Source organism: Aggregatimonas sangjinii (genome assembly GCF_005943945.1).
In the GTDB taxonomy this organism is placed as follows: domain Bacteria; phylum Bacteroidota; class Bacteroidia; order Flavobacteriales; family Flavobacteriaceae; genus Pelagihabitans; species Pelagihabitans sangjinii.
In genome coordinates this window covers 2,409,387-2,422,560 of sequence record NZ_CP040710.1, presented here as the reverse complement: position 1 = coordinate 2,422,560, position 13,174 = coordinate 2,409,387, and the positions used below count along the sequence as shown (strand labels likewise).

Here is a 13,174-nt window from a genome sequence, read left to right as displayed (position 1 = left end):
CGGTGCTCGGTGCTCGGTGCTTGGCGTGCGATAGTTGGTATCGCGCATCGAGCTTCAGGCATCCAGCCCTATTTAAGTCAAAATGTTTTGATTTCCTTAAAGGGTGATACGTCCAACTTCTCTATCTCTTCCCGATACGCTTTCCATTTATCGGTGAAGAAGGTATTGGTCTTTTCTAGGGCGCTTTCCAAATCGTTTTCGGCATACTTCATGAGATCCCTTTCCGTTTTGGTCAGTCCGTTGGGTCTTGATCGCACGTAACCGGAGGCATTCCCGATACGTTGCATAACATTGGTTTCCGGATTGCGGGTAATGCCTTGGCGCTTGTCCTCTTTTCCGATATACAATGCCATTACCGAATCTATCTGTTTTGCAATCGTACCGGACGCTTTGATTTGGTCTTTGTACTTTTTCTTATCGAGTTCCTTAAGCTCTTTGGCGTATTTATCAGCCACATTTTTACTTTCTGCCAATTGCTCCACAGCATCGGCGGCGGTCTGTGTCATTTGTTGTAGTTTTTCAGCGGTAGCATAGATTTCAGCTATGCCTGCCTCCGAAACCGATAGTCGGGGATCCGATTTTACCATAATGGTGGTTTCATCGGTTTGATCTCCAAAACTCACTTTCACTCTGTAGGTACCTGGAGTTACGTCCCTACCACCACGTTCGTTTTTGTCTTTGCTGATTTTACGCGAAGGCCTGTCCGGGCCTTTTTCATCCATATCCCAATAGATACGATGGAAACCTGCTTTTTCAGGGGTTTTGTATTTCAAGGTGCGTATCAAACGTTCCCCGTCATAAAAGTCGAATTGCACGGAATCCTTTTTCTGAACGCCCGTAAGTTCTTTGGAATCCCCTTCATCGACTTTATTGGCTTCCGAAGCAATTGTTTCTTCCTCAGAACCATCCTCATCCTTATCTTCTTCCTTGCCAGCTGCTTTCTTTTTCCCCTCCTTTAAATAGTAGGTGAGCATCGCCCCACCTTTCCTATTTTCGGCATTGTACAGCGCATCCCCTCCAAATCGGGTGCCCGTAGGTTGTTGATAGGCCGCCTGATAGGCTATTGGTGGTGCAAAAAGTTTAATATCCCTGTTTAGAATGCTTTTGTCTGAAGCCAAAGCTCGAAGTGGACGAATATCATCCAAGACCCAAACGGCACGGCCAAAGGTACCGATGACCAAGTCGTGTTCCCTTGGGTGAATGACCAGGTCTTTGGTGGAAACGGTGGGGAAGCCCTCTGTCCATTTTTGCCAATTGGCAGCGGCATCAAAGGAGATGTAGAGTCCGTCATCGGTTCCCAAGAATACAAGATTGGGGTTTTCGGGATCTTCGACAATCGAGAGCGTATAGCTCTGAACGTCGTCACCATCAACAATACGTTCCCACGTTTTTCCATAGTTTTTGGTACGATAGGCGTATGGGGTATAGTTGAACCTGCGGTAATCATTGGCGATTAAAAGGGCCTCCCCTTTGTTTTTGGTGGAAGCTTTAATTTGGGGAATCCAACTTCCGGCGGGTAATCCTTTAATATTTGCGGTGACATCGATCCATGTTGTCCCTCCGTCTTGTGTATAATGCACCCGCCCATCATCGGAACCTGTCCAAAGCATATTTTGTTCTACCGGCGAGGGCTCGACCACTAATAAGGTCGTATGGTTTTCCGCTCCTGTAGCATCCATACTCAGGCCGCCACTTTCGCTCTGCTTTTGTTTTTCAGGGTCATTAGTGGTCAGGTCGGGGGAAATGATTTCCCAGGTCAATCCTTTGTCAGTGCTTTTATGTACGAATTGGCTCCCAAAATAGACGGTAGTATTATCAAATGGGTCTTGGCCGATCGCCGCATTCCAATTGAAACGGAGCTTGGTGGTGGCGTCGGGCGGGGTAGGGCGTATGATATAGTTGTTCCCGGTGATATGATCGTACCGTTGCACATACCCTTGTTGGCTCATGGTATAGCCGTATCTCGAGTCGTCGGGGTCAGGTACGACATCAAAGCCGTCGCCGAAGCTAATTTCCTGCCAGTAGCTATTCCGAATGCCCTGTGCCTTCCAAACATAGGCGGGGCCGCGCCAAGAGCCGTTATCCTGAAGACCGCCATACACATTGTAAGGGTATTCATTGTCTACATTGATATGGTAAAACTGTGCTACCGGAATATTGCCTACAAAACGCCACGATTTCCCGCCATCTTTGGATATGTTGAAACCACCGTCGTTCCCGTTCAGAATGAATTGGCCATTTTTAGGATGGATCCAAAAAGCATGATGATCTGGATGTACTCCATTGGTGACATCGCGTCCATAGGCGTTCATCAATTGTTTGAAATTTTTACCGCCATCTTCGGAAACATTGATAAACGTAAACACCGAATAGACCCGATTTTCGTTCTGTGGGTCCACATAAATTTCGGAATAGTAAAACGGGCGATTTCCAATATCGGATTTATCGTTAATTTTCTTCCACGTAAAGCCCCCATCCTCGGATTTGTAAAGTGCATTTTTCTTTGCTTCGATTAGGGCATAAACGATATTTGGTTTTCCTGGTGCTATGGCGATCCCCATTCGACCGAGGTCTCCTTTGGGTAGTCCGTCTTCCTCGGTCAGTTTTTTCCAATTCTTTCCGCCATCGTGCGTCATATACAGGCCACTGCCCTCACCACCGGATTTGAAGAACCAGGGATCGCGTTTGTGTTCCCACATCGCCGCAATCAATTTGTTCGGATTGGTGGGGTCCATGACCAAGTCGGCAACGCCGGTCTTGTTATTCACGAATAGGATTTTTTCCCAAGTCACGCCACCATCGGTAGTTTTATACACTCCGCGTTCAGGGTGTTCGCCCCATGGGGAACCAATAGCGCCGACATAAACGGTATTCGGATCTGTGGGGTCTATTTTTATTCTATGGATGTGCCGGGTCTTTTCCAAGCCCATTGCCATCCAGCTTTTACCGCCGTCCAAGGATTTATATACGCCGAAACCACCGTTAAGGCTATTTCGCGGATTGCCTTCGCCAGTACCTACCCAAATTACCGAAGGATTACTTTGCTGAATGGCCAACGCGCCGATAGAGGCCGTCAACTCCTTTTCAAACAAGGGCTCCCATTTAATTCCGCCCGAAGTAGATTTCCATAAACCACCCGACGCCGTGCCCACATACATAATATCTGGGTTGTTGTGAATGGCATCAATGGCGGTCACACGTCCGCTCATTCCCCCAGGGCCTATATTCCTAGGCTTTAGGTCCTGAACGAGGTCCATTTTGAATTCTTGAGCGAAAAGGGTAAGGGATGCCAACAGCATCAGTACGGAGAGCAATTGTTTTTTCAAGGTAGTCTGTTTGAGGTTTGTTTATTTGTTAGCGGATAAAACTAAGAAAAACCCAAGGTTTCTTTTACTATTTTACACCTGTTTTCTATTCGTCTTTTCTAAGTTCCAATAGTCCTGCCTAAATATACCAAAAAGCACTGGGAGAATTCTTAAAGGAGTGTTAACTAAAAGCGTTAGCTTCGCAAAACGGTAACGTCAAGAGATATTTGAATGCCATGGATAAATCCAATTTGTCGATCGTAATGATAGGTGCCACGGGTGCAGTTGGTGGCCACACGGTAAAGGAATTATTGCAAATGCCCGAAATAGGAAAGCTAACATTGCTCGGCAGAAGAACGGTACCGTACTTGGTCAGCAAAGTGGTCGACCAGTATAAAATCAATCTGTTCGACCCGAGTTCGTATGCCGAATTGGTGAGTGGCCACCAAACCGCTATATGTACCCTCGGGGTAGGCCAGTCATCGAAAGTAAGCAAAGAAGATTTTATTAAAATAGATAAACAGGCCGTTCTCGATTTCGCCCAAGAATGTAAAAAATCGGGCATAACACATTTTGAATTACTTGCCTCGGTGGGAACCAGTACGGAGTCTTCTTCCTTTTATCTACGGACAAAAGGAGAGCTGGTGGAAGCTCTAAAAGAAATGAGATTCGAACGCTTAAGTGTTTTTCAACCTTCCATGATATTAACGCCCACTAACCGTTACGGATTTTCGCAAGGGGTGTTATTGAAGTTTTGGCCCCTGTTAAAACCCTTCTTGTTCGGAAGACTTCGAAAATATCGCGGTGTAAAAGTCACTGATTTAGGGAGGGCCATTGCCCGAAATGTTTTGACTCCAAAAAAAAGGGAAGAATATTTGGTTTGGGATGACTTTGAGAGACTGACGAAATAGTTCATGGTCATTGTGACAAGAATGCACTTCCCACAATTTTTTGCTTGCTTTTTGAGGTTTGGTCCTGCTTCATGGCTGGCAGGTCTGACGGCCTATTTACCTGCTTTTGGCATTTAGACAAGTGGGGCCCAGGCTTGCTTGGATAAGAAAAAGTCTTTTCTTTTGGTACCTCATTAGCTTAGTAACATACGGTCGCGCTGCTATTTAAATTAGCGCAGGTTAAATGAGTATTTTTACCATACTAAACCTTACTTTATAAAAACCTTGGCGCCAATGCTTTTTAGAACGATTTTCAACAGTGCTTTTATACTATTTCTCTTGGCAGCTTGTTCCATAGAGACCCCTAAAGCCGATGTAATCATAACTAACACCAACATATGGACGGCGAATGAAAAACTACCAAGAGCGGAGGCCATGGCCATTTTGGGTGATACGATTCTTGCCATAGGCAGTTCACAGGAGATGGCACGTTACAAAAGTGAGGCTACCGAGGTGGTTGACGCAAAAGGCCGTTTTGTAGTTCCGGGATTTATCGATGCGCATGTGCATTTGCTTATGGGTGGTAACGCACTTTTGAGTGTAGCGCTGCGTGATGCGAGTACCAAAGAGGAATTTATCAAGCGAATAGCAGAGTATACCGGTACACTGGTTCCCGGCGAATGGGTATTGGAAGGGAACTGGGACCATACACTTTGGGGTGGGGAACTACCCACCAAAGAATGGATCGACGAATTTACCTTGGAAAACCCCGTCGTCCTCTATCGTATGGACGGGCATATGGTGTTGGCGAACTCCGCAGCGCTTTCCATTGCTGGTATTGATAAACGGACTGATACTATGGCTGCTGGCGAAATCATACGTGATGCTGACGGTAACCCTTCCGGAATCTTAAAAGGTAGCGCCATGACAAAAATGCTGAATGCCATACCGCCAATGACCGAAGCGCTAAAGAAGAAGGCCATTCTTACCGCTACCGATTATTTGTTATCCAATGGAGTGACTTCGGTTCATGACGTTGATAGTTTGGGAACCTACAGTGCCGCTAGGAAATTATATGAGAATGGGGAATTGGCGATACGTCTGTACACGGCCAAGCCCTTAAATCGTTACGACGAGGTCAGTTCGAAAACTTTGCAATCGCCAGAGTCGGCAGAGGACTTGCAAAGGAATAAATGGCTCAAGACAGGCCTGGTCAAGGGTTTTGTAGATGGTTCCTTGGGTTCGCATACAGCTGCCTTTAAAGAAGCATATTTGGACAGTTCAGGAGATACCGGGTTCTTTATTGCTAAGGAGGAAGATCTCTATACGTGGATTTCAGCTGCCGACAAGAAAGATCTACAGGTGACGGTTCATGCTATCGGTGATAAGGCTATTGCTACACTACTCGATATTTACGAACGTATTATCGCCGAAAATGGGAGGAAGGATAGAAGGTTGAGAATGGAACATGCACAGCATATCGCTCCCGACGATATCGAACGTTTTGCACAATTTGGGGTTATTGCTAGTGTACAACCCTACCATGCCATTGATGACGGGCGTTGGGCAGAGAACCTTATCGGTCCCGATCGTATAAAGACGACCTATGCTTTTAAATCCTTATTGGATGAGGACGCCACTTTGGCCTTTGGAAGCGATTGGCCCGTTGCACCGGCCTCCCCGCTTATGGCCATCTATGCGGCGGTAACAAGGCGTACGTTGGATGATAAGAATCCAGAAGGCTGGGTTCCGGAACAAAAAATCACGGTCGAGCAGGCCATGTTCGCCCATACGAGGAATGCCGCTTTTGCCTCCTATGATGAGGATAGAAAAGGTTCGCTTTCAGAAGGTAAACTAGCGGATTTCGTTATATTGAGTGAAGATATCACTACTATAAAAGGCCCTCGAATTAAAAATGTCGAGGTTTTACAGACGTATATAGGAGGAAAGAAACGGTTTGATAGAAACCAGCAGTAAATTTCCTTGTAGGGCTTGAATGCAATTTTGGAATAATGAAAAAAGTAGTGGCCCTTGGTGGCAGCAATAGCAAAAACTCGATAAATAAGGCGCTGGCGACCTATGTGGCTCACCAATTAAAAAATGTAAAAGTGTCCGTTTTGGATTTGAATGATTTCGATATCCCGCTGTACGGAATCGATTATGAAGATGAACATGGCATCCCGAAGGACGTAAACCGATTAAACGATTTTTTGGCATCGGCAGATGGCCTTGTGGTATCCCTTGCAGAGCACAATGGATCCTATTCCGCGGCCTTCAAGAGCGCTTACGATTGGTTATCGAGAATCGATAAAAGAGTATGGAAGGACAAACCGATGCTTTTAATGGCTACCTCTCCCGGGAGTAGAGGAGGAGCGTCGGTGTTACAAACGGCAAGGATTACTTTCCCGCGAATGGGCGCAAAAATTGTGGCCGATTTTTCCTTACCCTCTTTCAACGCCAACTTTTCTGAAGAGGGAATAACCGATACTGAATTGAAAGCCATCTTGAAAGGCAAAATCCGGTTACTTCAAGAAGCGATAAAGAACGATTAGATACCTTAAAAATCATGCATACCATACTAGGCGCAAACGGGATTATTGGCGAAGAACTTGCCAAAGTATTGAAAACCGACTATACAGATAAAATTAGGTTGGTGGGTCGAAATCCTGAAAAAGTTAATCCTTCCGATAATCTGTTCAAAGCCGACTTGTTCAACATCGAGGAAGTAAATAGCGCCTTGGAAGATGCCGAAATCGCTTATTTAACTGTTGGTCTCCCCTATACGTCGGAAGTTTGGCTTCGGGATTGGATACGGATTATGGAGAACGTTATTGCAGCGTGTAGAAAACAACGGTGTAAACTGATATATTTCGACAATACCTATGCCTATCCTCAAGATGTTGCCGTACAAAAAGAAAATACCCCCATGACGTCAACGGGTAAAAAAGGTATTGGCAAGAAACGCGCGGCCGAAGCACTTTTAACCGCTATGCACAACGGAGAAATAGAAGCCTTGATTTGCCGAGCTCCGGAATTTTATGGGCCCGGGATAACCAAAAGTTTTACCAATGCGCTTATTTTTGAGCGGCTACGAAATGGCAAAAAACCGCGCATCTTTTTAAAGGATGATGTGCTACGGACCCTCATATACACCCCCGATGCAAGCAGGGCAATGGCCCTATTGGCGAATACGCCCGATGCCTTCGGACAAACCTGGCACCTGCCATGCGATGACAACCGTTTGACCTATCAACAGTTTATCGCCGAAATTTCTACCCAATTAGGGAGGGATATATCCTTTGACATTTTGAGTCCGTTTCATTTGAAAATCGCTTCCCTCTTCAATAAAATGATAAAAGAGACCAAGGAATTGTTCCCTCGGTATACCATTGACAACATCTTCGATGCTACAAAGTATAAAAGCCGCTTTCCGGATTTTGAGGTGACCAGCTATCCCGAGGGTATTCGAGAAATCATTTCAGATTACGGTATTCAATAAAGTCGAAACCGATTTTGATCGGAAAGCTGTAACAAATTTCCAAGGCAGACGTCACATGACGTATCAATCAATCAAAATCGACCATCATGAAACTACCATTACGCCTTCGTATTCTTATCACAACAATCGTATTGCTTCTGGTTTGGGGACACATCGCATGGGATTATTTTCATGGAGGTATCCCGACTCATTATTTGTTGCATGACGACAACATGCCGGGTTTCCCCAATTGGTTGGGGGGTATAATCTTGCCTTTTTTCACTTGGTTTTTACTCTACCGAATCCATAAAAGAATCGATAATACTGAAGGCGATGTTGCTTCCGAGAGTCTTCGCATTGTTCTCTTTCGGTTTATTGCCGCTGCCTTGGTGGCCATAGCCATTTCCGTTTGCTTTATTCACGATGTTAAAGAGATCGATTATATTTTGGGCGCCGTGTTGGTTTTGGCTTTTTTCTTTCCGATTTACAAATCGGAGTATTTACTGGGTTGGGTGCTGGGGGCTTCTTTTACTTTTGGCGCCATTATACCCATGGGTTTTGGGAGCATATTTGCATTGGTGTTTTTTATCTTCTATACCCTTCCAAGGAAGCTTATCGGATTTTTCAAAAAGCCCAAGCAAGTGTAACGTTGAGTTGTGAAAATCACTTTTTGACAAAAATCCCAAAGAGTTCGTTGCCCATTCGAGGCGAAATCGAATTGTAACAACGTTCAAAAGTGAGCACATCAAAAAACGGTATCAAATAGTTTAGATATAATTTTTTGTCCCCACCAAAAGGGCGTTTTTCCATATCATCGGTTAGGGGTATATCGAACCAAAGCCCTACAAGTTTCCCTTTGGGATTCAACAATTTTGCCATGTGTTCGGCATAGGCATTTCGGTTTTTGTCCGTAGGAACGAACGAGCAGAAAAACGTCTGTTCGAGGATGAGGTCATATCGGGTTTCGTGTTCAAAGAAATCTTCTAAGAGCAGCTGTTCTTTCGGGAAATTCGGATTCCGTTCCTGGAATCTTTTCAGAGGAATCTCTGAAATATCCAACACAAATACCTTTGTAAAACCTTGTTGCCATAGATATTCCGCTTCGTAAGCGTTTCCCGCACCGGGAATTAAAATAGGGATGGTTTTGTCCTCCAGTTGATCAATATATTCCTTTAAGGGAGTAGAGGGGTAACCAATGTCCCACGGGCTATTTTTTTCTTGGTAGCGCTCGGTCCAATAGTATTGTTGATTGGAATCCTTCATTTTAGACATACAGTATAAGGGCGAGCTGACGAACGCTCATCGGCTTTCGATCAGGGCTTGGTTGCTATTTTGTAAATTTTTCCGTCCTTCATAACAAAATTTACCTTTCGCATATTGGTGATGTCTTCTATCGGATTTCCCTCCACCGCAATAATATCGGCCAGGAAACCTTCCTGTAACTTCCCTAGCCTCATTAGGTGAAAAATGTTGGCATTGCCCGCGGTGGCGGATTTTAAAACTTCCAAAGGTCTCATTCCATAGGCTACCATCAGTTCCATTTCGCGATAATTTTCTCCATGGGTAAAGACCCCAACATCTCCGCCAAAAACAATATCCACACCCGATTCCAATGCTAGTCGGAACGATTTCTTTTTGTTTCTAATGCGCTCCGGTTCCGGATCAGTCCCCTTGTTCCAACCATTATACTGCATGATAGCGTCCCCTGCGGCCAAGGTAGGGCATAGGGCGACGCCTTTTTCTTTCATCAGCTCGAAGATTTCCAAAGTACCCCCGTCACCATGTTCAATGGTCTCCACACTGCCCTTTATCGCCCTTCTCATACCTTCCGGAGTGCTGGCATGCGCCACCACATATTTTCCGGCCGTGGTCGCTGCGGCTACCATGGCATCTATTTCTTCCTGCAAAAAGGTAGGCTCTGATGGCGCTCCAGAGGTCCAGCGGTAATCCGCGTAAATTTTTATGAAGTCCGCGCCATTTCCCATCTGGCGGCGAACGGTTTTGATAACTTCCTCAATACCGCTTGCCGGTTCGGCGCCCAGTGGCACTTGTACTCCGTCGTGGAATCCTTTTGGGCCATAGGCTCCGGTGGCGACTATAGCCGGACCGGCAACCAACATTCGTGGTCCGGGCACGAGGCCTTCATCAATCGTCTTTTTTAAATAAACATCGGTGTACCCTGCACCTTCGGCGCCCAGATCACGTGCGGTGGTAATGCCCGCCATCAAAGAATTTTTGGCATGAACGGTTCCCCTTATGGCACGCTCTACGGGTGACTCCTTAAGCACCTGATCGTTCCAAGAAGTCTCATTATAGGGGTGTAAGAGCATATGTGAGTGCCCCTCAATCAAGCCGGGCATTAGGGTTGCTCCCTTTAAAGCTATTTTCTTGGTGTTCTTCGGAAGTCTAAGATCGGTTACCTTGCCAACATAGCGAATCTCATTGCCTTCGACCAAAACGACCCATTCGCTATGCATTTCCTCGCCGTCGAATACGCGGTCGGGTTGAAGTAGAGTCTGGCCATACGTAGTCAAAGTTGTCAGAACTAGAAAGAAGAGCATACAGTTTTTCATACAGGGGCTAGTTTTTAGCAGCATTCGCAGCGATTTCCGCCAACTTCTGATCTATGGCATTCTTCGGAAGCCATTTACCGCGAACCATAACGCCCGAAATTTGCTGCAAGGCAGTTAGGTTTTCCAAGGGATTGGCTTCCAACAGTATCATATCCGCATCCAGCCCTTCCTTTATCTCCCCAAAGGTATCCGACATCCCAAAGAAGGTCGCTGGATTCATCGTTCCCGAACGAATGATTTCCAGAGGGGTCATTCCGGCTTCTAGCATACCATCGATTTCATGATGTATGGAAAATCCGGGCACGTTGAATAGTTGAGGGGCATCGGAACCCAGTAGCATGCCATGGCCATCTCGGCTTAGGGTGAGTATCAATTTTTTGCGGATACTATCGAATTGTTGCCATTGGGCTTCGTTGAAACCCGAATCGGGTGCCGTGGATTGTTCCTTGCGTTCTTTCCAGTTTTTTAAAGTGGATGGTGGCATGTATTTCATTTCAGGCTGTGCCAACAATTCATCTGCTGAAACGGGTGCAAACCATCTTTCAAAAAGGCTTTGGGTGGGAACGATCCATACTTTATATTGTTTGGCAAGGGCAACAAGCTCATCGATTTTTGAGGTGTCGGCCAACGGAGTAAAGGCAAATCCGAAGAAACCGTTCTCAGTAGGGTCTACGTTTTGCAATTCGGGAACGAGCCCTTCCAAAAATCCGTCTACATGGTCAATGGAAGCATACTTGCTTTCCAGGGCATGACGAATGCCCACATCTACGGGAACATGTCCCGCAAAGGGAATACCCACTTCATTGGCCGTTGTTACCAGCTGATCGAAAACGGCTTTTTGTATGCCCGGATGGATTTTCAGAAAATCATATCCGGCCTGTTGATAGGCCGTGACTTTTTCCTTGGCCTCCTCGACCGTGGTAACGGAGTTCCCGTTCAAGGATGGACTCGAGGTAAAAATACGCGGGCTCAGCAGATCGCCGTTAAGGGCTCTTTTCCGCAGTTCGAGATGTAGGGGGTCGCCCAACATACCGCGAATAGTAGTGATGCCGTTGGAAAGATATAAGAACAAGGTTTCTTCGATTCGCTTGGCATCGGTCGTTGGCGGAGGAATATGGGCATGCATTTCGGCCAACCCGGGCAGGAGGAATTTTCCGCTGCCATCAATGGAATTCGTATACGCTTCCGTATTTTCGATAGCTTCCGAAATTCGTTTGATTTTCCCCGAATCGATCACCACTTGACGGTTTTCCAGTAGTTCTCCCGAACGTACATCAATGATAGTTACATTTGAAATCAAGGTCGCCGTTGGACTTACCTTCTCCTGGGCTTGATTGCAGGCAACAAAGAGCGCAACTACAAGTAGCATAGATAGTTTTTTCATGGGACTAGGTTTTTATAACATGTTACTTTTACGAATCACAATTCCCCCTTCAAAGGGGGTGAGAGGGACGTCTGAATGCTGCCAGGTAGTCCCAGAGCTGTCAATCATGATTCCCCCTTTGAAGGGGAATCCGGGCTGTGGTCTGCAGTCTCCAATAGTTCGTTCAGTTGCTCTTTTGAATAGGTCTTGCCTTTGGTGATTACCCCAAAAATTGCTTTAGTATGTTCAATATTATCCAAAGGGTTCGCATCAAGCAAAACCAGATCGGCTATTTTTCCTTCGGCGATAGTGCCATGGTCTTGGTCTTGTTTTAAGAACCTAGCGCCATTATAGGCGGAGGTCCGTAACGCATCCAAGGGCGAAAGTCCGTTGGCGACCATTTCCTGTAGTTCTTGATGTAGCGATATTCCGGGATAGGTATAGGAGTTATAGGCTCCGCTATCCGAACCCGCCAGCAATCCCACGCCGGCATCATCCAATTTTTTTGTCAATTCACCAAAAAAGGCATCCAATGCCTTACGGTCGGCAATAGCCTTCTCAGACGAATTCTTCACGCGATTTACACGACCTTCGTAGGTCCTGATAATACCATCACTCATATACTTGAGGTATGCATCTTTGCTATGGTCAACTTCATCAAGGTAACTCAGGGTTTTGCCGATATGCAATGTTGGCACTACGTAAACATCGTTCTCTTTCAGATGGGAAAAGGTTTTTTGTGCCGTAGTATCCTGATAACCGGCCATGAGCAGAGGCATGGCATCCCAAAAACCGATTTCGTCGTCCCGTAATTGTTGTGTGACTTCTTTTTCGTTGGAGGCACAGCCTTTCATGACGTAGTATAGATGTTCGATGGCATCGATACCCGAATCCACGGTTTCCGCTAAACGTACCGTAAAGGGCATATGACCCGAGGTGATGCGATTTCGTTTCTCCGCTTCGGCAATGGTTTTTAAATAGAGTTCTCCGGATATGCTGCTGTCATAGAATTTTACGAAATCGGTGGGGATGCGCTCCAGGGAATCCAATGCTTTTTGAATATCAGCTTCGGTTTCAACTTCCAAAGACCCCGCCCAAGTGGCACCGGGTCCGTCTATCTTCGGGCCGGAGGTAAAAATGGTCGGACCGATTAGATTTCCTTCCGCAATTTCGGTTTTCCACTTCATTACCGAAGTGGTCAAGTCGCCGCCAGCATCGCGAACAGTCGTAATTCCGTTGGCGATAAAAAGATTTAAAAAATTTTTATTGGCTTTTATCAAACTATCCCCACCACGAAAGTGCACGTGGTTATCCCAAAATCCGGGTAGGATGTATTTTCCGCTGGCATCGATTGTTTTGGTAGCTTCGAAAGGGATATTGCCATCCGAAGTCATCATTTTTTTTATTCTTCCATTAGAAATAAAAATGGTTTGTTCGTGAATGGCTCCTGTCTCCAAATCGATAACGTTTCCGTTTTGAACGACAAGATCGAAACGTTCTTTTGTAGCTTCAGAACAGCTTACAAACAAGAATACAAGAGGAAGTAAAACATATCGGATTCGCAT

General features: G+C 45.8%; 10 protein-coding genes. 5 read left to right on the top strand and 5 right to left on the bottom strand.

Features of this window, described 5'->3' with window-relative positions:
- Window positions 1–77: 77 nt before the first annotated feature.
- Window positions 78–3,299, bottom strand: a complete 3,222-nt coding sequence (locus tag FGM00_RS09960) for a WD40/YVTN/BNR-like repeat-containing protein (protein ID WP_138854678.1) — start codon at window positions 3,297–3,299, stop codon at window positions 78–80.
- A gap of 242 nt (window positions 3,300–3,541) precedes the next feature.
- Here FGM00_RS09960 and FGM00_RS09955 point away from each other — a divergent pair, with 242 nt between their 5' ends.
- The 5 genes from FGM00_RS09955 (at window position 3,542) to FGM00_RS09935 (ending at window position 8,320) form a co-directional block, all read left to right on the top strand.
- Window positions 3,542–4,216, top strand: a complete 675-nt coding sequence (locus FGM00_RS09955; protein WP_236262741.1) for an NAD(P)H-binding protein — start codon at window positions 3,542–3,544, stop codon at window positions 4,214–4,216.
- Between the two features lie 273 nt (window positions 4,217–4,489).
- Entirely contained in the window at window positions 4,490–6,172 is a 1,683-nt protein-coding gene (locus FGM00_RS09950) for an amidohydrolase (RefSeq protein ID WP_138852765.1), read from the top strand.
- A 35-nt stretch (window positions 6,173–6,207) separates the two neighbouring features.
- The gene (locus FGM00_RS09945; RefSeq protein ID WP_138852764.1) at window positions 6,208–6,747 is read left to right on the top strand and encodes an NADPH-dependent FMN reductase; all 540 of its coding nucleotides are present in this window, start codon (window positions 6,208–6,210) and stop codon (window positions 6,745–6,747) included.
- Window positions 6,748–6,761: 14 nt separating this feature from the next.
- Entirely contained in the window at window positions 6,762–7,694 is a 933-nt protein-coding gene (locus FGM00_RS09940; protein ID WP_138852763.1) for an NAD-dependent epimerase/dehydratase family protein, read from the top strand.
- Window positions 7,695–7,780: 86 nt separating this feature from the next.
- A complete protein-coding gene (locus FGM00_RS09935; RefSeq protein WP_138852762.1) occupies window positions 7,781–8,320 on the top strand; it encodes a hypothetical protein in 540 nt (179 codons plus the stop codon).
- Window positions 8,321–8,336: 16 nt separating this feature from the next.
- Here FGM00_RS09935 and FGM00_RS09930 read toward each other — a convergent pair whose 3' ends face one another.
- From FGM00_RS09930 to FGM00_RS09915, 4 genes are all read right to left on the bottom strand, one after another.
- Window positions 8,337–8,936 carry a methyltransferase domain-containing protein gene (locus FGM00_RS09930; RefSeq protein ID WP_138852761.1) on the bottom strand — a complete coding sequence of 200 codons (600 nt, stop codon included), beginning with the start codon at window positions 8,934–8,936 and terminating at the stop codon, window positions 8,337–8,339.
- A 50-nt stretch (window positions 8,937–8,986) separates the two neighbouring features.
- The gene (locus FGM00_RS09925) at window positions 8,987–10,246 is read right to left on the bottom strand and encodes a metal-dependent hydrolase family protein (RefSeq protein ID WP_138852760.1); all 1,260 of its coding nucleotides are present in this window, start codon (window positions 10,244–10,246) and stop codon (window positions 8,987–8,989) included.
- 7 nt (window positions 10,247–10,253) lie between these two features.
- On the bottom strand, window positions 10,254–11,630 hold the full coding sequence (locus FGM00_RS09920; protein WP_138852759.1) for an amidohydrolase family protein: 1,377 nt from the start codon (window positions 11,628–11,630) through the stop codon (window positions 10,254–10,256).
- A 104-nt stretch (window positions 11,631–11,734) separates the two neighbouring features.
- Window positions 11,735–13,174, bottom strand: coding sequence for an amidohydrolase family protein (locus FGM00_RS09915; RefSeq protein WP_138852758.1), 1,440 nt, complete (start codon window positions 13,172–13,174; stop codon window positions 11,735–11,737).